Genomic DNA, 19,864 nt, shown 5'->3' with positions numbered 1-19,864 from the left:
GCCTGGTCGGCTGTACGGCGGCGGGGCAGGGGAGGAAATTCGCGGGCAACAAAAAAACCGGCACGAGGGCCGGTTTTTCGGGCTTTCGGATGCCGAGGGCAGCCGGAAGGAATTCGATGGTGCCCAGGGACGGAATCGAACCGCCGACACGGGGATTTTCAATCCCCTGCTCTACCGACTGAGCTACCTGGGCGCGTCAGGCATGGACACCTGAATGAAGTGGTGCCCAGGGACGGAATCGAACCGCCGACACGGGGATTTTCAATCCCCTGCTCTACCGACTGAGCTACCTGGGCAACAACGGCCGGCATTAAACCGTCTTTGCCGTCGGAACGTCAACTGCGGCCCACGAAAAAATTAGTTTTTTTAAGCGGTTAGCGGCACGGGCGGGCAGCCGGGCGATCACTCGCTCGGCGGTACGTAGCCTTCCGCCTGGGCGTATTCCTCGCCGGAGAGGAACTTGTCCATCTCGGTCTGGATGAACTTGCGGTCCTCGGCGTTCATCATGTTCAGCCGGCGCTCGTTGATCAGCATGGTCTGATGCTTCTGCCACTCGTCCCAGGCCTTCTTCGAGACGTGGTTGTAGATGTCCTCGCCCTTGGCCCCCGGATACGGCGGGCGGTCGAGGCCGGGCAGTTCCTCTTTGTACTTGCGGCAGTGGACGGTGCGGGTCATGGGGGTCTCCTCGGACATCTTCTCTGTAGCGGGGTGGCGGAGGGCTCCGCCCTACAGGGTTGGCTGCTGCAGTTCGGCCTGCGCCCGCTTCAGCAGTTTCTTCACCGGGGCGGCGAGGCCCAGGCGCGGCGGGGTGGCGAGGTTATACCAGAGCCAGTCGGCCTCGGCCATGACGGGCGAAGCTTGCTCCACCCGGATCAGCCAGGGCTCGATGGCCAGCTGGAAATGGCTGAAGGTGTGGGTCAGGCCGGGGAGCGCGCGGCGCTCGCCGAGCTCCAGGGCATGGCGGGCGGCGAGCGGGTCGAGGGCGGCGAGGTCGTCCAGCTCCGGCAGGCTCCAGAGTCCGCCCCAGAGGCCGCTGGCCGGGCGGCGGTAGAGCAGGATGGCGCCGTCGCGGCTGGCCAGCAGCGGCATCAGGGTGCGCTTCTGCGGCAGCTCCTTGCGTGGCTTGGATTCCGGATAGTCGGTCTCGCGGCCGAGCTGGTGGGCGCGGCAGCCTTCCCGGAGCGGGCAGAGCAGGCAGCTCGGTCGTGTGCGGGTGCAGAGGGTGGCTCCGAGATCCATCATCGCCTGGGTGTAGTGGTTGACCCGCTCCCGCGGCGTGAAGCGCTCGGCGGTGTCCCATAGCCGTTTCGCCACTTTCGGCTCGCCGGGATAGCCGTCCTGGGCCTGGTAGCGGGCCAGCACGCGCTTGACGTTGCCGTCGAGGATGGGCGCGCGCAGGCCCATGCTGATACTGGCGATGGCGCCGGCGGTGGAGCGGCCGATGCCGGGCAGCTCGGCCAGCTCGTCCACCGAGCGGGGGAATTCGCCGCCGTGCTGCTCGACGACGATCTTCGCTGTCCTGTGCAGGTTGCGCGCCCGGCTGTAGTAGCCGAGCCCGGTCCACAGGTGCAGCACTTCGTCCTCGGCGGCGGCGGCCAGCGCCTCCACCGTGGGCAGGGCGTGCATGAAACGGTCGTAGTAGCCGAGCACGGTGGCGACCTGGGTCTGCTGCAGCATGATTTCCGAGACCCACACCCGGTACGGGGTGATGCCCTGCTGCCAGGGCAGGTCGTGACGGCCGTGGCGGTCGAACCAATCGAGAACGGCGCTGCTGAACTGCTCGGGACTCATCGGTTGAACAGCCCCTTCAGCTTGTCCTTCAGCTCGGGGCTGACCTTGTCGCCGATCTTCTCCTCGATCTTCTCCTGCAGCTTCTCGCCGCCCAGCCGGGCGGCGATCTTGCCCAGGCCGTCGCGATCCAAGCGGCAGGCCTTGGCCCCCAGCTCCAGCGGGCCGCGGCAGCGCACCGGCAGTTCCAGCCCGGCATAGCGTTCGTTGACCTGACAGGCCGGGTCGGGCATCTCGCGTTTGTCGCCCTCGATGACGATGCCGGCGCGGTAGTCCATGCCGAGCACGCGCAGGTCGAGATCGCCGTTGCCGTTGACCGTCAGGCCGGGAATGCTCGCCTTGAGGTCGGGGTTGTGGGCCACGCCGTTGGTGAAGCGCAGGCTACCCTTGAGCTCGCGGAAGGGGGTGTCCTTGCTCTGGGGCGGGTTGCTCAGCGCCTTGCGGTTGAGGGTGGCGATGGCCATGCAGAGTTGCTGCTCCAGATTGGCCTCGGGCAGCACGCCGTCGTTCAGCACGAAGCTGGCGGTGCCGTTGAGCCCCTCGACCCAGTCCTTTTCGCTGTAGCCGCGGGTGGCGAGGTCGGCGCTCAGCTCCAGCAGACCCTTGAGCGGTGGCTGCTTGCCCTCTTCGGTCTTGATGAACTTCTCCACCGGCACCCGGTTGATGCGCTGTTGCAGGTTCAGCAGCGGCAGCGCCGGGCGGGCGTCGAGCCGGGCCTGTGTCTCGAAGCTGCCGCCGAAGAGCTCGCCGCGCAGGTCCTGCAGAGTCAGCAGGCCGTTATTGCCGTTGGCCTGCAGGTGGGCGTTGACGACCGGCAGTTGGCGGACGGTCAACTGGCCGAGATCCAGGGTGGCCTCGAAGTCCAGCTGGCGCAGCCGGTCGACCGGCAGGATCGGCTCCGTGCTCCAGGCTTGCTGGGTCGGGGCCTTGGGCAGCGGCGTGTCGCCCTGGCCGGCGCTGGCCTCCGCGCCTTTCACTTCGGCCTTGCGCGCGGCGCCAGCGGAAGCGTCCTGCGCCGGCGGCGGCAGGTAGCGGTCGAGATTCAGCTGGTCGCCCTTGAGCTGCACGCGCACGGCCTTGCGTGCCAGATCGGCGACGGCGAGGCGACCGGTGAAGCGGCTGTCGTCCAGCTTCAGGTCGAGCTCTTCGAGGGCCAGGCTGGTCGGCGTGCCGGCCAGGCGGGTTGTCATCTCGAACCGGCCGAGACTGCTGGCGTCGGCCATCGGCGGCAGCGGCTGGCCGAGGCCGGCGAGGAATTCGCGCAGGCTGAACGGGGCGACCGACAGGCCGCCGCTCAGCTGGGCGGTCTTGTCCAGGTCGCGAACCTTGATTTCGCCCAGGGCGCGCATCTGGTTGGCGCTGAGCTTCAGGCCGTTCCATTCGGCCACCTGGGCCGCCAGGTCGACGAGCAGCTGGCCTTCGGCGGTGAAGGCGAGGGTCTTGCCGTCCAGCGGTTCGCCCGATGCCTCGCCGGACAGGCGGGCGTTCTCCAGCTGGTAGCGCTTGAGGGCGCGGCTGAAGCGCAGCTCGCCCGCCAGGTCGGTCTGGGCGCGCAGCACCGGCTGGTTGCCGCTGAGGAGGGCGTTCAGCTTGAACGGGATGTTGCTGTCCTCGCGGATCGCCCCGGTGGTCAGGCGGATGCCCTCGGCGCTGAACTGCTGGCCGCTGCGGGCGTCCCGGTAGTCCACGCGGGAGTCGTTGACGGTCAGGCTGTCGATGTCCAGGCGCAGCGGCTCCTTGGCTCCTTGGTTCCCGCCTTCGGGCACCGGCGCCGGTTCGGTCTGGCCGGCGGCGACCTCGGGCTGTTTCGCCGGCTGAGCCGGGCGGCCGATGTCCTCCCAGTTGCCGCGGCCCTGTTCGTCGCGGCGCAGGGTCAGGTCGAGGCCCTCGATGCGGATGTCGCTCATCTGCACTTCGCGGCGCAGCAGCGGCAAAACCCGCACGGCGAGGCCGAGCATCTGCAGGTCGGCGAACGGCTGATCCGGGGTGCGGGCGCTGGCCACGGTGGTCTGGTGCAGTTCGAGGCCGAGCCAGGGGTACAGGCTCCAGCCGATGTCGCCGTTGAGGGTCAGCTCCAGATTGGCCTTGTCGCGGGCGAGCTGGCGGATCTCGTCCTTGTAGTCGTTGGGATCCAGGATGTGGGTGAGGGCGAAGCCCAGGGCCACGATGATCAGCAGCAGCCCGAGGAACAGCAGGCCCAGGATCTTGCCGAGCGCTTTCATGCACGAGTCCTTTGTTTTTCGCTTGGTACGGGGATCGAGTATACCGGCCCGTCACAAGGCTTGTGCCACCCTCTCGGCGATGGCTAGGCTGGCGGTCAGGCCGGGCGACTCGATGCCGAACAGGTTGACCAGGCCGGGCAGGCCGTGCGTGGCCGGGGTCTGGATCAGGAAGTCGGCGGCCGGCTCTCCCGGGCCGGACAGCTTCGGCCGGATGCCGCTGTAGCCGGGGGCCAGGCGTGCCGGATCGAGCCCCGGGAAATAGCGGCCGATGGCCTGGGCGAAGGGCTCGCGCAGGACTTCATCGACCCGGTAGTCGATGACGTCCAGGTAGCGCACGTCGGGGCCGAAGCGCAGCTGACCGGCGAGGTCCAGGGTGGCGTGGACGCCGAGGCCGGCGGTGTTGGCCTCCGGCATGGGGTAGATCAGGTGGCCGAACGGCGAGCGCCCGGTATAGCTGAAATAGCGCCCCTGGCACAGGTGCAGGCGGGGGACGTGGCGGGCCGCCAGTCCTTCGGTGCGCTCGGCGAGGCGCACGGCGAACAGCCCGCCGGCATTGATCACCTGGCGCGCCTTGAGGGTGAAGGGCTCGCCGGCGCTGAGGCCCTCGGCGAACCAGCCGTCGGCGGCCGGCTCCAGGTGGGTGACGCGGGTGTCCAGGGCCAGCTCGGCGCCCTGGCTCTGGGCGTGGGCGAGCAGGGACTGCAGGTACTGGTGGCTGTCGATGATCCCGGTGTTCGGCGAGAGCAGGGCGGCGACGCCGCGCACCGCCGGCTCCAGCGCCTGCAGCCGCTGTCCGTCGACGGGCTCGAGGTCGGTCACGCCGCAGGCCCGGGCATTGGCTTCGAGGCCGGCCAGCCGCTCGCGTTCGGCATCCTCCACCGCCACCAGCAGCTTGCCGATGCGCCGGTGCGGCACCCGATGCGTGGCGCACCAGCGGTACAGGCGCTCGCGGCCTTCCAGGCAGAGCTCGGCCTTCAGCGAGCCGGGGGGGTAGTAGAGGCCGGCATGGATCACTTCCGAGTTGCGGCTGGAGGTGTGGCTGCCGATCTGCCGTTCGGCCTCGACGATCATCAGGCTCTGCCCGCCGCGGGCGAGGCGGGCGGCGCAGGCCAGGCCCAGCGCCCCGGCGCCGACGATCAGGGTGTCGATACAGTCGATGGACTGGCTTGCGCCGCTGGTGCTGTTCATGGCCTCGCTCCTCAATTCCCTTGAATGTCCGGTCCCGTCCTTGGGGCAGGGCCTCACCCTGCGGGGATGCCGTTGTTGTAACCCCCGGGGAGGGCGAGGGCAAGGCGGATCAGAGGCTTTCCAGCGGCAGCTTGACGTGGGCGGCGAAGGCCTGGCTCTCCAGCTGGTCGCGGGGCGCGCCCAGATGCAGGGGCTTGCCGTCCTCCACGGCGATGCGCAGGGCCTCGTCGAGCAGGCGTTGGGCGACGCCGCGGCGGCGGGTGATCTTGCGCACGCAGAGGTGCGACAGCAGCCAGCGGTTCTCGCCCTTCTCCAGCAGCGCGGCGCCGAGCAGGCGGTCGTTGAAGCGGGCGGCGACCAGGGTGCCGCGCTCGATCCCGGCGGCGATCAGTTCGTCGGCGCTGGCGTGGGGGGCGAGCAGCCAGGCCGGGGCGTCGGCGTAGATCTTCGCCAGGTCGGTGCGATCCTGCGGACTGGGGGTGGCGACCTTCTCGATGTAGACGGGCATGGTGTCCTTGCGGGGTTGTCGGGGTGGACCGGAAAGGATAACCACGAACGCGGGTGCGTGCACCGGGCACGGCGCTCGCCGGATCGGTGCCGGACGGCTTATCCCGCCCCCGGGTTTGCGCCTATAATGACGCCCCTTTCGCCCAACGATTTTAGCGGAGCTGTTGATGGCCGAACGTACGGCATTCGTCGAGCGCAATACCCTGGAGACCCAGATCAAGGTCCAGGTCAACCTGGATGGCACCGGCAAGGCCCGCTTCGCCATCGGCGTGCCCTTCCTCGAGCACATGCTCGACCAGATCGCCCGCCACGGCCTGATCGATCTGGATATCGAGTGCCAGGGCGATCTGCACATCGACGACCACCATACCGTGGAAGACGTCGGCATCACCCTCGGCCAGGCCTTCGCCAAGGCCGTCGGCGACAAGAAGGGCATCTGCCGCTACGGCCATTCCTACGTGCCGCTGGACGAGTCGCTGTCGAGGGTTGTGATCGACTTCTCCGGCCGCCCCGGCCTGTGGATGCACGTCCCCTATACCCGCGCCACGGTCGGCGGCTTCGACGTGGACCTGTTCCAGGAGTTCTTCCAGGGCTTCGTCAATCACGCCCAGGTCACCCTGCACATCGACAACCTGCGCGGAAGCAACACCCACCACCAGATCGAGACGGTGTTCAAGGCCTTCGGCCGCGCCCTGCGCATGGCCCTCGAGCACGACGAGCGCATGGCCGGGCAGATGCCTTCCACCAAGGGGTGCCTGTGATGCAATCGGTAGCCGTGATCGACTATGGCATGGGCAACCTGCATTCGGTGGCCAAGGCCCTCGAGCACGTGGGCGCCGGTCGGGTGCAGGTCACCAGCGACGCTCAGGTGATCCGCGAGGCGGACCGGGTGGTGTTCCCCGGGGTCGGCGCGATCCGCGACTGCATGGCGGAGATCCGCCGTTTGGGCTTCGATGAGCTGGTCCGCGAGGTCAGCGTCGACCGCCCGTTCCTCGGCATCTGCGTCGGCATGCAGGCGCTGATGGAGCGCAGCGAGGAGAACGGCGGGGTCGACTGCATCGGCCTGTTCCCCGGGCAAGTACGGTTCTTCGGCAAGGATCTGGTCGAGAACGGCGAGCATCTCAAGGTGCCGCACATGGGCTGGAACGAGGTCGGCCAGAGCATCGACCACCCGCTCTGGCACAATATCCCGGACCGGGGCCGCTTCTATTTCGTGCACAGCTACTACGTCGAGGCCGGCAATCCCAAGCAGGTCGCCGGGCGCGGCCATTACGGCGTCGATTTCGCCGCTGCGCTGGCCGAAGGCTCGCGTTTCGCCGTGCAGTTCCACCCGGAAAAGAGCCACACCCACGGCCTGCAGCTGCTGCAGAACTTCGCCGCCTGGGACGGCCGCTGGTAGCGCGACCTGGTGGAAGACGCCGCGCGGCCTTCCACGTTACCGATGATTCTGTGACCGGCCCCGGCGGGCCGGGTTTGGCGATTCGCCTGCGCTCGCTTTCCATCCGACGCGAGCCCGGCATGAGGACGATTTGACATGTTGATTATTCCCGCAATCGATCTGAAGGACGGCGCCTGCGTGCGCCTGCGCCAGGGCCTGATGGAGGACGCCACGGTGTTCTCCGACGACCCGGTGGCGATGGCCGCCAAGTGGGTCGAGGCCGGCTGCCGCCGCCTGCACCTGGTCGACCTCAACGGCGCCTTCGAGGGCCAGCCGGTCAACGGCGAAGTGGTCACCGCCATCGCCAGGCGCTACCCGAACCTGCCGATCCAGATCGGCGGCGGCATCCGCTCGCTGGAGACCATCGAGCACTACGTCAGGGCCGGGGTCAGCTACGTGATCATCGGCACCAAGGCGGTCAAGCAGCCGGAATTCGTCGGCGAGGCCTGCCGCGCCTTCCCGGGCAAGGTGATCGTCGGCCTGGACGCCAAGAACGGCTTCGTCGCCACCGACGGCTGGGCCGAGGTCAGCTCCGTACAGGCCACCGACCTGGCCAAGCGCTTCGAGGCCGACGGCGTGTCCGCCATCGTCTACACCGACATCAGCAAGGACGGCATGATGCAGGGTTGCAACGTCGAGGCCACCGCGGCCTTGGCCAATGCCAGCCGCATCCCGGTGATCGCCTCCGGCGGCATCCACAACCTCGGCGACATCCAGAAGCTGCTCGACACCCGCAACCCGGGCATCGTCGGCGCCATCACCGGTCGCGCCATCTACGAGGGCACCCTCGATGTGGCCGAGGCCCAGGCGCTGTGCGACGGTTTCAAGGGCTGACCCCGACGCAGACCGTAGGGTGGGTTGGCCGCAGCGCGGCGTAACCCACCGATTGGAGTCGATTTTCAACCCGCTTCGGTGGGTTACGGCCAACGGCCTAACCCACCCTACGAGAGACATTGCCATGGCCCTCGCCAAACGCATCATCCCCTGCCTCGACGTGGACAACGGCCGCGTGGTCAAGGGCGTCAAGTTCGAGAACATCCGCGACGCCGGCGACCCGGTGGAGATCGCCCGCCGCTACGACGAGCAGGGCGCCGACGAGATCACCTTCCTCGACATCACCGCCAGCTCGCAGGGTCGCGACACCACCCTGCACACCGTCGAGCGCATGGCCAGCCAGGTGTTCATCCCGCTGACCGTCGGCGGCGGCGTGCGCACCGTGCAGGACATCCGCAACCTGCTGAACGCCGGCGCCGACAAGGTGTCGATCAACACCGCTGCGGTGTTCAACCCCGAGTTCGTCGGCGAGGCCGCCGAGCGCTTCGGCTCCCAGTGCATCGTGGTCGCCATCGACGCCAAGAGGGTCGCCGCGGGCCGCTGGGAAATCTTCACCCACGGCGGGCGCAAGCCGACCGGATTGGATGCCGTCGAGTGGGCGAAGAAGATGGAAGGTCTCGGCGCCGGCGAGATCCTGCTGACCAGCATGGACCAGGACGGCGTGAAGAGCGGCTACGACCTCGGCGTGACCCGCGCCATCAGCGAAGCGGTGGGCATTCCGGTGATCGCCTCCGGCGGCGTCGGCAACCTGGAGCATCTGGCCGCCGGCATCATCGAGGGCAAGGCCGATGCGGTGCTCGCCGCGAGCATCTTCCACTTCGGCGAGTACACCGTGCCGGAGGCCAAGGCGTACCTGGCCAGCCGCGGCATCGTAGTGCGCTGAGCGCATCCCGCCGATCCGGTCGCGCCGGATCGGCGGAAGCCGAAAAAACGAAGCCCGGGTCGATGCCCGGGCTTTCGCTTTCTGGGGACCGCCGATTACAACCCGCGGGTGACGTTGAGTCCCTTCAGCAGGTTGAGCCCCTGGCTCAGTTGGTAGTCCTCGTCCTGCGGCTTGCTGGTCGACTTGGCGGCGCCGTTGCTCGGTTTTTCCGGACCGCCGTTGCCGTTGCCCAGGTGGCCGGCCAGATCGGCCTCGCGGACGTTCGCGCCGGCCTGCTCCTGGGTCACCTTGCCGCGTTCCACCTTGATGTCCGGCTGGATGCCCTGGGCCTGGATCGAGCGGCCGTTGGGGGTGTAGTAGAGCGCCGTGGTGAGCTTCAGCGCGCGGTCGTTGTTCAGCGGCAGCACGGTCTGCACCGAGCCCTTGCCGAAGGTGTCGGTGCCCATCAGCACGGCGCGCTTGTGGTCCTGCAGGGCGCCGGCGACGATTTCCGCGGCCGAGGCGCTGCCGCCGTTGATCAGCACCACCAGCGGCACGCCCTCGCTGGCGTCGGCCGGGTCGGCGGAGAAGCGCAGCTCGGAATTGGCGATGCGGCCCTTGGTGTAGACGATCAGACCCTTCTTCAGGAAGTGGTCGGAGACTTCCACCGCCGACTGCAGCACGCCGCCGGGGTTGTTGCGCAGGTCCAGCACCAGGCCGTCGAGCCGCTTGCCGCCGTTCTCCTTCTTCAGGTTGGCCAGGGCCTTGGCGACTTCCTCGCCGCTGTTGACCTGGAACTGGGTGATGCGCAGGTAGCCGTAGCCGGGTTCGAGCATCTGGCTCTTCACGCTCTTGACCTTGATCACCGCGCGGGTCAGCTGGACGTCGAAGGGTTTGCCGTCGCCGCGCACCAGGGTCAGGGTGAGCTTGCTGCCGGGTTTGCCGCGCATCTTGTCCACGGCGTCCAGCATCGACATGCCCTTGGTCGGCTGGCCGTCGATCCGCACGATCAGGTCGCCGGCCTCGATGCCGGCCTTGGCCGCCGGGGTGTCGTCGATCGGCGAGACCACGTTGAGCTGGCCGTCCGCCATGCCGACTTCGATGCCGAGGTCGCCGAATTCGCCGCTGGTGCTTTCCTGCAGCTCCTGGAAGTCCTTGGGATCGAGATAGGCCGAATGCGGGTCGAGATTGCTCAGCATGCCCTTGATGGCGTTTTCCAGCAGGGTCTTGTCGTCCAGGGGCTCGACGTAGGCGGCCTTGATCCGGTCCAGCACCTCGGCGAAGGTGCGCAGCTCTTCGAGCGGCAGGACGCCCTGGTCCCGCTCCGCAGCGGCTGGCGCAGGGGGCTGCGCGGCGTGCAGGAGCGGCGCGCCGAGCGCCAGTGCGATGGCCAGGGCCGGCGAGGTCAGACGGGACAGATGCAGCATGAACGGACTCCTCGAGTGAAGGCGGCGCCTATCCTTGCGCGCGGCACCATTGCGCAGGGTCGGTGGGCCGGCCCTGCTGGCGGATGGCGAAATACAACGCGGGCGTTTCCTGCCCGCCACTGGTGCCGACGGTGGCGATCGGCTCGCCGGCCTTGACGATGTCGCCGGCATTTTTCAATAGGCTCTGATTATGACCGTAAAGGCTCAGATAGCCATTACCGTGATCGAGAATGACCAGAAGCCCCGAGCCGCGCAACCAGTCGGCGAACACCACGCGCCCGTCGTGGATGGCGCGTACCGGACTGCCGGCGCTGGCGCTGATCAGCACGCCGTCCCAGGTGGCTCGGTTGTCTTCTCCGCGCGGGCTGCCGTAGCGGGCGATCAGGCGGCCGCTGATCGGCCACGGCAGTTGGCCTCGGGCCTCGGCGAACGGCCCGCCGTAGCCGGCGCCGCTGGAGACCAGCGTCAGCGGCTGGGGTTTCGGAGCCTTCTGGCGCGGGGCTGAAGCCAGGGCGCGCTCCTGTTCGCGCTGCTGCCTTTCCAGCTGCTCGCGCAGGCGGCGCTCTTCGACGAGGGCGCGCTGGCGCGCCTCTTCCTCTTCGCGGGCCCGGCGGGCGATCTCTTCCTCGATGCGCTTGAGCACCCGACCGAGCTCGGCCTGCTCCGCCTGGCGCAGTTCGAGCTTGCTTTCGCTGCTGGCGTAATCCCGGTTCAGCTTGGCCAGGACCTGGGCACGCTCCTCGCGCACCGCGGCGAGTTCGCTGCGCCGCTGGTCCAGGGCGCTCCTCTGCTCGGTGAGTTGGCTCTGCTGTCCCGAGATGCTGCTTTCGACCTCGGCGAGCTGGCGCAGGGTGGTGTTGAAGGCATCGAGCTGTTTCGCCCGGGCCGAGCCGAGGTAGCCGTAGTAGGTGAGGGTGCGGGAGAGCTTCTCGGGCTGCTCCTGGTTGAGCAGCAGCTTGAGGTATTCCTGGCGGCCGCTCTGATAGGCCGCGCGCGCCTGGATGGCGATCAGCCGTTGCTGTTCAAGGCGCGAGCTCTGGAGTTTTTTTTTCTCCTGGTCGAGACGCTGGATCTCCTTTTCCCGGGTCCCCATCTCGTTTTGCAGCGAGCGGATCTGCTTCTCCAGCTCGCCCATCTCGCTCTCGGTCTTGCGCAACTGCTGCTGGACGCTGCTGCGCTCCTTGTCCAGCTGCTCCTGCAGTTTCTTCAGTTCGTCGATGTCCTGGCGCGTCTGCTCCAGCTGTTGCTGGGTTTCGCTGCGCTGATCGGCGAGCGCCGGGCTGAGCGTCAGGGCAAGGAGCAGGGCGAGGAGGAGGCGGGGCATAGGGCGTGCGATACCGGAGGGGCAGGAACCGTGGACAAGTATGCCTAAAAATGCGGCGGCAAGCTGCAAGGCCGTGAGCTCGATATGCGGAGCTCTGCTGGCAGCCGGCCGCCGGGGCTGGTTCAGTCCAGTTCGACGATGGAGCGGCCGGTCATTTCCGCCGGCTGCGGCAGGCCGAGCAGCTCGAGCATGGTCGGCGCCACGTCGGCCAGCACGCCGCCTTCGCGGATGCGCAGGTGGCGCTTGCCGACGTAGATGAAGGGCACCGGCTCGCAGGTGTGGGCGGTGTGCGCCTGGCCGGTACTTTCGTCTTCCATCTGTTCGACGTTGCCGTGGTCGGCGGTGATCAGCGCCTCGCCGCCAACCTTGTCCAGCGCCGCGACGATGCGGCCGACGCAGGCGTCCAGGCATTCCACCGCCTTGACCGCGGCTTCGAACACGCCGGTGTGGCCGACCATATCGCCGTTGGCATAGTTGGCGACGATCACGTCGTAGCGCTGCTGCTCGATGGCCTCGACGATCCGGTCGGTGACTTCCGGCGCGCTCATCTCCGGCTGCAGATCGTAGGTGGCGACCTGCGGCGAGGGGATGAGGATGCGCTCCTCGCCCGGGAAGGGCTCCTCGCGGCCGCCGGAGAAGAAGAAGGTGACGTGGGCGTACTTCTCGGTCTCGGCGATGCGCAGCTGGGTCTTGCCGTTCTTCGCCAGGTACTCGCCGAGCACGTTGGTCAGCGGCTCCGGGGCGAAGGCGCAGGGCGCCGGGATGCTGGCCGCGTACTGGGTGAGCATGACGAAACCGGCCAGCCGCGGCTGGCGGGCGCGGGCGAAGCCCTGGAAGTCGGGCTCGACGAAGGCGCGGGTCAGTTCACGGGCGCGGTCGGCGCGGAAGTTCATGAACACCACGGCGTCGCCGTCCTCCACCCGCACCGGCTCGCCGACCGTCGTGGCGCCGACGAACTCGTCGCTCTCGCCGCGCTCGTAGGCGGCTTCGAGGCCGGCCATGGCGCTGCCCGCAGCGTACTTGGCCTTGCCATCGACGATCAGCTCGTAGGCGGCCTCGACGCGGTCCCAGCGGTTGTCGCGGTCCATGGCGAAGTAGCGGCCGATCAGGCTGGCGATGCGGCCCTTGCCGAGCCGGGCGAAGGTGGCGTCGAGCAGCTCGATGGATTTCTGCGCGCTCTTCGGCGGAGTATCGCGGCCGTCGAGGAAGGCGTGCAGATAGATCTTCTGCGCTCCGCGCTTGGCGGCCAGCTCGGCCATGGCGACGATGTGGTCCTGGTGGCTGTGCACGCCGCCGTCGGAGAGCAGGCCGAGGATGTGCACCGCCTTGCCGGCGCCGACGGCCTTGTCCACCGCGGCGCAGATGGCCGGATTCTCGAAGAACTCGCCGTCGCGGATCGCCTTGGTCACGCGGGTGAAGTCCTGGTACACCACGCGACCGGCGCCGAGGTTCATGTGGCCGACTTCGGAGTTGCCCATCTGGCCGTCCGGCAGGCCGACGTCCATGCCGCTGCCGGAGATCAGGCCGTGCGGCTGGGTCGCCAGCAGGCGGTCGAAGACCGGGGTATTGGCGGAATAGATGGCGTTGTATTCGGTGCTGTCGCTGTGACCGAAGCCGTCCAGGATGATCAGTACGAGCGGTTTGGGGGTGGCGGTCATGGTTCCGACTCTTTGCGCGTGATCGTGATTTGGGGGCCCGGTACGCCAGGCATGCAAAAAAGGGCAGGCATTTTAATGGTTGGCGCCTCGGGCGTCATCGCCTGCGATGCGCGCCGGGGGAGGTCGCGCGAAAACGCCCGGCATCCGCCTGGCCCGCGGACTCCAGCATCTAGGACTGCCGCTGCGCCAGCGGGTTCAGCCGGCCTGGGGGGCTGTGTATACTGCCGGGATCTTACCGCCCTGGAATTCCTCGATGGTCCCCAAGCTGATTGAATTTGTCACCCACCACTATATCCTCAGCGGCATCTTCGTCGTCCTGCTGATCCTGCTGCTGATCACCGAGCTTCGCCGGGGCGGCCGCAGCCTGAGCACCGCCGAGCTGACCGCACTGGTCAACGGCGGGCAGGGCGTGGTGCTGGACGTGCGTTCGCACAAGGATTTCGCCGGCGGCCATATCGTCGATGCCTTGAACATTCCGTACGAAAAGCTGGCCAGCCGCATGGCCGAGCTGGAGAAGCACAAGGCCAAGACCCTCATCGTGGTGGACGCCATGGGCCAGCATGCCGGTACCGTGTGCGCCGAGCTGCAGAAGAGCGGTTTCGCCACGGCCCGTCTGGCCGGCGGCATGTCCGGCTGGCGCGGAGAAAACCTGCCAGTGGTCAAATGAGGTGAACATGCCCCGAGTTCTCATCTATACCTCTGCCTGGTGCCCCTACTGCATTCGCGCCAAGCAACTGCTGGATCGCAAGGGCGTTGCCTACCAGGAGATCTCCGTGGACGGCCAGCCCGACGCGCGTACCGAAATGGCCCGCAAGGCGGGAAGAACTTCGGTTCCCCAGATCTGGATCGGCAGTACCCATGTGGGCGGATGTGACGACCTCCATGCCTTAGAGCGCGCGGGTCGACTGGACGCCTTACTCAGGGATTGAATCCACAAACCGCAACAAGGCATTGCCATGACTGAACAAGCTAGCAACGACGCCGCACAGAACGGCCAGAATCCGCAGTTCTCCCTGCAGCGCATCTACGTGCGCGATCTGTCCTTCGAGGCCCCGAAGAGCCCGGAGATCTTCCGCCAGAACTGGAACCCGTCGGTCCAGCTGGATCTGAACACCCGTCAGAAGGTGCTGGAGAACGACTTCTACGAAGTGGTGCTGACGCTTTCGGTGACGGTGAAGACCGGTGAGGAAGTCGCCTTCATCGCCGAAGTGCAGCAGGCCGGCATCTTCCTGATCAATGGCCTGGACGCCGGCTCCATGGGCCACACCCTCGGTGCCTTCTGCCCGAGTATCCTCTTCCCCTATGCCCGCGAGACCCTGGACAGCCTGGTGGTGCGCGGCTCCTTCCCGGCGCTGATGCTGTCCCCGGTGAACTTCGACGTGCTCTACGCCCAGGAGCTGGCCCGTCTGCAAGCCGAGGGCGCCTCCGCCACGGTGCAGTGAGCCTGGCTGAGGTCACGAAAAGCGCCCTTGGAGGGCGCTTTTTCGTTATGAGGCTCCGTCGGGCGGTTGGCCCGATGGGCCGGAAGCGGCTACTCCATGGCGAAATCGAGCTGACGCCAGGCCTCGTAGACCGCCACCGCCACCGTGTTCGACAGGTTCAGGCTGCGGCAGCCGGGCCGCATCGGCAGGCGCAGGCGCTGCTCCGGCGGCAGGCTCTCGCGGATTTCTTGGGGTAGGCCGCGGCTTTCCGGGCCGAACAGGAAGGCGTCGCCGCGGCGGTAGCGGACCTCGTGATAGGGCTGCGAGCCCTTGGTGGTGAAGGCGAACACCCGCGGCTGGCCGAGACTCTCCAGGCAGGTAGCCAGGTCGGCGTGACGCTGCACGCTGGCGTACTCGTGATAGTCCAGGCCGGCCCGGCGCAGGCGCTTGTCGTCCAGCTCGAAGCCCAGCGGCTCGATCAGGTGCAGGCCGCAGCCGGCGTTGGCGCAGAGTCTGATGATGTTGCCGGTGTTCGGCGGAATTTCCGGTTGAAACAGGATGACGTGAAACATGACGGCTCCGGATCGGGAATGGCCGCCATTCTACCCTGGCGCTGCACTGCGGCTGTGCCCGAACGGCCGGCGCTGCCCATTGCCTGTGCAGTGCCGGATCGGCGTGGAGTCGGTGTCGGATCGGTGTAGAGAAGCCGGTTGCGGCGGAGAGACCCCGCAACCGGTGGGAGACGGCTGCCGATCAGCCTGGAAGAAAAAAGAGGGGAAGCCCCGGCCTGCCTGTACCAAGGTCCCCGAAACTGGAGTGCCTGGATCTATGCAGGCTGCGTGCCAATTTTCTTCTGGGCCTGAATGAGGCCGTCACGTTCCGGAGCCCAGTGCCGTCCGTGTAAGAGATGGCTTACATGACGTGCAGTGGATCACGTCTACCCCCTCCTCGGTGCGAGTCCTATTCTTTGCCCATAGACGTCGCGCAGGAAGCGCACCGAACATCAGGACGACGTCGGGTCCGCAAGGATGGCGGATGTTAGGGATGTAGCGAAGGAAAGCGGAAGTCGGGACGACTTCGGGAACCGGCCAGGAAGGCATTATCAGGGACGATACGCGCAGGCAGCGCGAAACCAACCGGATGACAAACAGGGAGCTCTGCCAGGACGGCGGACGACCATGGATGTCAGGATCAGTCTGCAAAGCCCCGCCTAGCGGGGTTTTTCTTTTTCCGGCGTCCCATCCTTCATGGATGCCATTTCCAGCAGCGAACGCAGCAGTTCCAGAGAGGCCTGCCGGCGTTGCGCATCGCGATGGACCAGTCCCACCTTCAGCGATATCCGCGGTTCGCTGAGTGGCTTTCACCCATGCTGTTCCGCCTGCTCGACCACCTCTGAGGCCCCATCTCAGCCTGACCTGCGCGACGCGAGCCACCGTCCGGCTGGCGGCTCGTCCTGATTCGAGTGCATAAAAAAAGGTTGGGCCAAAACTCTGCCCAACCTCCACGCTAACTGCCGGCCGCGCCCGAGCGCAGCCTGTCCGACGGAATGACTCAGCCGAGTCGGCTGCGCAGCCCCAGCGGGCCGGCCTCGAACAGCGAGCGGTCCATGATCCGCGGGGCGCGGATCACCGGGTCGAAATCCATGCGCCCGAGGACGTCGCGCTCCAAGTCCAGGCCGGGGGCGATCTCGATCAGCTCCAGCCCGCCCTCGCCCAGACGGAACACGCAGCGCTCGGTGATGTACAGCACCCGCTGGCCGCGTTCGGCGGCGAGCCGCCCGGAGAAGGTGCGGTGCTCCACGGTGTTGACGAACTTGCGCTGGAAGCCGTCCTTGAGGATACGCAATTCGCCGTTCTCCACGCGGATATCCTGCTCGCCGGCGCTGAAGGTGCCGATGAACAGCACTTCCCGGGCGCTCTGGCTGATGTTGATGAAGCCGCCGGCCCCGGCCAGGCGCTTGCCGAACTTGGACACGTTGAGATTGCCCGCCGCATCCGCCTGGGCCAGGCCGAGGATGGCGAGATCCAGGCCGCCGCCGTCGTAGAAGTCGAACTGAGCGGGTTGGTCGAGCAGGGCGCTGTGGTTGCTCGCCGCGCCGAAGTCCAGGCCCGAGGCGGGGATGCCGCCGATCACCCCGGGCTCGGCGGTGAGGGTCAGCAGGTCGATGACGTTCTCCTCGGCGGCCACCGCGGCGACTCCTTCGGGCATGCCGATGCCCAGGTTGACCACCGCCCCTGCGCGCAGTTCCAGCGCGGCGCGGCGGGCGATCACCTTGCGCACGTCCAGCGGCAGGGGGGCGAGGCTTTCCGCCGGCACCCGGGTTTCGGCGGAGAACGCCGGGTTGTAGGCGGTGGCGAAGGTTTGCGGATGGTTCTGCGGTTCGGCGAGGACCACGCAGTCGACCAGGATGCCGGGGATCTTCACCTGCCGCGGTCCCAGCGAGCCGCGCTCGACCAGCCGCTCGACCTGGGCGATGACCAGCCCGCCCGAGTTGCGCGCGGCCATGGCGATGGCCAGGCTCTCGACCGTCAGCGCCTCGCGCTCCATGCTCAGGTTGCCGTCCGGATCGGCGCTGGTGGCGCGGATGATGCCGACCTGGATCGGCAGGCAGGGATAGAACAGGTAGTCGATGCCGTCGATGCTCATCCGCCGCACCACTTCCTCGGTGGTGCAGGCGTTCAGCTTGCCGCCGCCGTACTGCGGATCGACGAAGGTGCCCAGGCCGACCCGCGACAGTTGTCCCGGCCGGCCGCCGGCGATGTCGCGGAACAGCTGGGAGATCACCCCCTGTGGCAGGTTGTAGGCCTGGATGCGGTTCTCCCCGGCCAGCTTCTGCAGCCCCGGCACCAGCCCCCAGTGTCCGCCGATCACCCGTCGCAGCAGCCCCGGATGGGCCAGGTGGTCGAGCCCGCGGCCCTTGCCGTCGCCCTGGCCGGCGGCATAGATCAGGTTCAGGTCGCGCGGCGCGTCCTCCTGCAGGAAACGCCGCTCCAGGGCGATGGCGACTTCCTCGGCGAAACCGATGCCGACGAAGCCGCCGGTGGCGACCGTAGCGCCGTTCGGAATTCTCGCCACCGCAGCGGCGGCGCTCATCACTTTGCTCATGGAACCACCTCAGAAGTTGCCGAACAGGCTGCCGAGGGCGATGACCACGGTCAGCGCCAGCATTGGGAAGGCCACGGTGTTGACGAAGATGTAGCGGTACGACTCGCGGTGCGTCAGCTTGCAGATGGCCAGCAGCGAGATCACCGCGCCGTTGTGCGGCAGGGAGTCCATGCAGCCGGAGGCCATGGCCGCGACCCGGTGCAGCAGTTCGGGATCGATGCCGGCGGCGTTGGCCATCGCCAGATACTGGGCGCCGAGGGTCTTGAGGGCGATCGACATGCCGCCCGAGGCCGAGCCGGTGATGCCGGCCAGCACGTTGACCGCCACCGCCTCGGAGACCAGCGGGTTGCTCGAGACCCCGAGGACCAGGTCGCGGATCGCCACGAAGCCGGCCAGGGAGGCGATCACGGTGCCGTAGCCCACCTCCGAGGCGGTATTGAGGATCGGCAGCATGGAGCCGAAGGTGCCCTCGTTGACCGTTTGACGGAGATTGGCCCAGCGCTTCCAGTGCATCGCCACCAGCAGCAGACAGGCGGCGGACAGGGCGATGATGATGGCCCAGATGCCGATCAGCGACTTGGCGTCCTGCAGGCCGCCGAACTCGGGGCGGGCCAGGTAGCTGGTGTCCAGGCTCGGCAGGATCTGCTTGGCCATCAGGAAGTTGAGTGCGATCACCAGCAGGATCGGCAGCAGCGAGGGCCAGAAGCCGGTGTACGGCAGGTCGTCGTGCCCGGACGGCTCGTCGCGGTGGCTGCCGTAGCCTTCGCCGGCGGCCATCAGCTTGCGCGCCTGGCCGGCCAGCCACCAGCTGCCGCCGATCAGCATGATCAACCCGCCGATCAGGCCGAGGCCGGGGGCGGCGAAGGCGTCGGTGTTGAAGAAGGGGTTGGGAATGGCGTTCTGGATCGCCGGCGTGCCGGGCAGGGCGGTCATGGTGAAGGTGAAGGCGCCGAGGGCGATGGCGCCGGGCAGGAGGCGCTTGGGAATGTCCGCCTCGCGGAACAGCGCGGTGCCGATCGGGTAGACCGCGAAGGCGACCACGAACAGCGACACGCCGCCATAGGTGAGCAAGCCGCAGGCCAGCACGATGGCGAGGATCGCCCGCTCGCGGCCGACCGTGGCGACGATGCCGTGGGCGATGGCCCGCGCCGAGCCCGAGTCGTCCATCAGCTTGCCGAACAGCGCGCCGAGCAGGAACAGCGGAAAGAACTGGATGACGTAGCCGCCCATGGCTTTCATGAACATCTGCGTGTAGGTCGGCAGCAGCAGCGCCGCCTCGCCGGAGAACAGCAGGGCGAGGAGGGCCAGCAGTGGGGCGAGGAGCAGCACGTTGATGCCGCGGTAGGCGAGGTACATCAGCAGGACGAGCGAGAGCAGTATGCCCAGGGTTCCCATGGCGAGATTCCTTTTTATTGTTGTTGTCGATCCATCGAGGGCGCCTTCGCGGGACGCCTGATTCAGGATAGCGAAATCCGTGCCACGTGTGGGCGCACACGGGGCGGGGCGGGATGGTGCGGCGGCGGGGCGGGCGGAGCTGCCCGCTTTTCAGGACATGTCCAGGGTTGTGGACAAAAAGCCTGTCCAGCGTGCTGGACACAGGCGCGGAAGCCGGCTCAGCGCTCGCTGAGTCCGTGCTGTTGCAGCTTGTTGTAGAGGCTGGCGCGGGCGATGCCGAGCAGTTGCGCGGCGCGGCGGCGGTTGCCCTTGCTGGCGGCGAGGGCCGCCTGTATGGCGGCACGCTCGGCACTGGCCAGGCTCTGCGCCAGCGGCGGCACCTGGAGCGCCTCGCCCGGTTCGGAGGCAAACGGGGCGGTCGGCGGCGAGCCGGCCCGCTCGCCGAGCAGGGCGAGGATCTCGCGGCGCCCGAGGCTGCCGCTCTCGGCCGCCAGCTGGGCACGCTCCAGCAGATTGCCCAGCTCGCGCACGTTGCCCGGCCAGGACTGCGCGCTCAGCAGCCCCAGCGCCTCGTCGTCCAGCTCGGCGCGCGGCTGGCCGGAGCGGCCGGCGATCTCGTCGAGCAGGTACTCGGCCAGCGCACGGATGTCCTCGTGCCGCTCGCGCAGTGGTGGCACGCGCAGGCTGAGCACGTT

Annotated in this window: 19 protein-coding genes, 2 tRNA genes and 1 pseudogene; 7 read left to right on the top strand and 15 right to left on the bottom strand. The window is 67.8% G+C overall.

Features of this window, described 5'->3' with window-relative positions; all coding sequences use genetic code 11:
* Nucleotides 1-117: 117 nt before the first annotated feature.
* From ACFOJE_RS07430 to panM, 7 genes are all read right to left on the bottom strand, one after another.
* Nucleotides 118-193, bottom strand: a tRNA-Phe gene (locus ACFOJE_RS07430).
* A 27-nt stretch (nt 194-220) separates the two neighbouring features.
* Nucleotides 221-296: transfer RNA gene (locus tag ACFOJE_RS07425), tRNA-Phe, on the bottom strand.
* Nucleotides 297-402: 106 nt separating this feature from the next.
* Nucleotides 403-675 (bottom strand): oxidative damage protection protein, encoded by a 273-nt coding sequence (locus ACFOJE_RS07420; protein ID WP_377813672.1) that lies wholly within the window; start codon nt 673-675, stop codon nt 403-405.
* 51 nt (nt 676-726) lie between these two features.
* Entirely contained in the window at nt 727-1,791 is a 1,065-nt protein-coding gene (mutY, locus tag ACFOJE_RS07415; protein WP_377813671.1) for an A/G-specific adenine glycosylase, read from the bottom strand.
* Nucleotides 1,788-4,010, bottom strand: a complete 2,223-nt coding sequence (locus tag ACFOJE_RS07410; protein ID WP_377813670.1) for an AsmA family protein — start codon at nt 4,008-4,010, stop codon at nt 1,788-1,790. The genes mutY and ACFOJE_RS07410 overlap by 4 nt, the downstream gene beginning before the upstream one ends.
* 51 nt (nt 4,011-4,061) lie before the next feature.
* Nucleotides 4,062-5,198, bottom strand: a complete 1,137-nt coding sequence (locus ACFOJE_RS07405) for an NAD(P)/FAD-dependent oxidoreductase (RefSeq protein WP_377813669.1) — start codon at nt 5,196-5,198, stop codon at nt 4,062-4,064.
* Nucleotides 5,199-5,307: 109 nt separating this feature from the next.
* Complete coding sequence (gene panM, locus ACFOJE_RS07400; RefSeq protein ID WP_377813668.1) at nt 5,308-5,706, bottom strand: aspartate 1-decarboxylase autocleavage activator PanM; 399 nt, start codon at nt 5,704-5,706, stop codon at nt 5,308-5,310.
* A 166-nt stretch (nt 5,707-5,872) separates the two neighbouring features.
* Here panM and hisB point away from each other — a divergent pair, with 166 nt between their 5' ends.
* The 4 genes from hisB to hisF all read left to right on the top strand — a co-directional run bounded on the left by hisB (nt 5,873) and on the right by hisF (nt 8,860).
* Nucleotides 5,873-6,466, top strand: coding sequence for an imidazoleglycerol-phosphate dehydratase HisB (gene hisB / locus ACFOJE_RS07395; RefSeq protein WP_377813667.1), 594 nt, complete (start codon nt 5,873-5,875; stop codon nt 6,464-6,466).
* Nucleotides 6,466-7,104, top strand: a complete 639-nt coding sequence (gene hisH / locus ACFOJE_RS07390; protein ID WP_377813666.1) for an imidazole glycerol phosphate synthase subunit HisH — start codon at nt 6,466-6,468, stop codon at nt 7,102-7,104. Before hisB ends, hisH begins: the two co-directional genes overlap by 1 nt.
* Before the next feature lie 135 nt (nt 7,105-7,239).
* Nucleotides 7,240-7,977, top strand: a complete 738-nt coding sequence (hisA, locus tag ACFOJE_RS07385; RefSeq protein WP_377813665.1) for a 1-(5-phosphoribosyl)-5-[(5-phosphoribosylamino)methylideneamino]imidazole-4-carboxamide isomerase — start codon at nt 7,240-7,242, stop codon at nt 7,975-7,977.
* A gap of 124 nt (nt 7,978-8,101) precedes the next feature.
* Nucleotides 8,102-8,860: an imidazole glycerol phosphate synthase subunit HisF gene (hisF, locus tag ACFOJE_RS07380; RefSeq protein WP_377813664.1), complete on the top strand. Its 759-nt coding sequence runs from the start codon at nt 8,102-8,104 to the stop codon at nt 8,858-8,860.
* A gap of 95 nt (nt 8,861-8,955) precedes the next feature.
* Here hisF and ACFOJE_RS07375 read toward each other — a convergent pair whose 3' ends face one another.
* The 3 genes from ACFOJE_RS07375 to gpmI all read right to left on the bottom strand — a co-directional run bounded on the left by ACFOJE_RS07375 (nt 8,956) and on the right by gpmI (nt 13,248).
* Nucleotides 8,956-10,266, bottom strand: coding sequence for a S41 family peptidase (locus ACFOJE_RS07375; RefSeq protein ID WP_377813663.1), 1,311 nt, complete (start codon nt 10,264-10,266; stop codon nt 8,956-8,958).
* A 28-nt stretch (nt 10,267-10,294) separates the two neighbouring features.
* Nucleotides 10,295-11,590 (bottom strand): murein hydrolase activator EnvC family protein, encoded by a 1,296-nt coding sequence (locus ACFOJE_RS07370; RefSeq protein WP_377813662.1) that lies wholly within the window; start codon nt 11,588-11,590, stop codon nt 10,295-10,297.
* Nucleotides 11,591-11,712: 122 nt separating this feature from the next.
* Nucleotides 11,713-13,248 (bottom strand): 2,3-bisphosphoglycerate-independent phosphoglycerate mutase, encoded by a 1,536-nt coding sequence (gene gpmI, locus ACFOJE_RS07365; protein WP_377813661.1) that lies wholly within the window; start codon nt 13,246-13,248, stop codon nt 11,713-11,715.
* Nucleotides 13,249-13,501: 253 nt separating this feature from the next.
* Here gpmI and ACFOJE_RS07360 point away from each other — a divergent pair, with 253 nt between their 5' ends.
* The 3 genes from ACFOJE_RS07360 to secB are packed head-to-tail and all read left to right on the top strand — an operon-like array spanning nt 13,502 to nt 14,690.
* Nucleotides 13,502-13,915, top strand: coding sequence for a rhodanese-like domain-containing protein (locus ACFOJE_RS07360; RefSeq protein ID WP_377813660.1), 414 nt, complete (start codon nt 13,502-13,504; stop codon nt 13,913-13,915).
* Between the two features lie 7 nt (nt 13,916-13,922).
* Entirely contained in the window at nt 13,923-14,177 is a 255-nt protein-coding gene (grxC, locus tag ACFOJE_RS07355; RefSeq protein ID WP_377813659.1) for a glutaredoxin 3, read from the top strand.
* 27 nt (nt 14,178-14,204) lie between these two features.
* Nucleotides 14,205-14,690: a protein-export chaperone SecB gene (gene secB / locus ACFOJE_RS07350; RefSeq protein ID WP_377813658.1), complete on the top strand. Its 486-nt coding sequence runs from the start codon at nt 14,205-14,207 to the stop codon at nt 14,688-14,690.
* A gap of 89 nt (nt 14,691-14,779) precedes the next feature.
* On the opposite strand, the gene trmL is transcribed toward secB, so the two are convergent.
* From trmL to ACFOJE_RS07325, 5 genes and pseudogenes are all read right to left on the bottom strand, one after another.
* Nucleotides 14,780-15,241 carry a tRNA (uridine(34)/cytosine(34)/5-carboxymethylaminomethyluridine(34)-2'-O)-methyltransferase TrmL gene (gene trmL / locus ACFOJE_RS07345; protein WP_377813657.1) on the bottom strand — a complete coding sequence of 154 codons (462 nt, stop codon included), beginning with the start codon at nt 15,239-15,241 and terminating at the stop codon, nt 14,780-14,782.
* 638 nt (nt 15,242-15,879) lie between these two features.
* A pseudogene (locus tag ACFOJE_RS07340) lies at nt 15,880-16,029 on the bottom strand (hypothetical protein); the annotation flags it as partial.
* 191 nt (nt 16,030-16,220) lie between these two features.
* Nucleotides 16,221-17,774, bottom strand: a complete 1,554-nt coding sequence (locus tag ACFOJE_RS07335) for an acyl CoA:acetate/3-ketoacid CoA transferase (protein ID WP_377813656.1) — start codon at nt 17,772-17,774, stop codon at nt 16,221-16,223.
* A gap of 9 nt (nt 17,775-17,783) precedes the next feature.
* A complete protein-coding gene (locus ACFOJE_RS07330; protein WP_377813655.1) occupies nt 17,784-19,169 on the bottom strand; it encodes a GntP family permease in 1,386 nt (461 codons plus the stop codon).
* Between the two features lie 218 nt (nt 19,170-19,387).
* Nucleotides 19,388-19,864, bottom strand: a 477-nt coding sequence (locus tag ACFOJE_RS07325; protein ID WP_377813653.1) for a helix-turn-helix domain-containing protein, incomplete at its 5' end; no start/stop codon positions are given.

It is taken from the genome of Azotobacter bryophylli (assembly GCF_042643485.1).
GTDB classification, from domain to species: domain Bacteria; phylum Pseudomonadota; class Gammaproteobacteria; order Pseudomonadales; family Pseudomonadaceae; genus Azotobacter; species Azotobacter bryophylli.
Note: the sequence above shows the minus strand (reverse complement) of the source record. Positions and strands in the feature narration are given on the sequence as shown.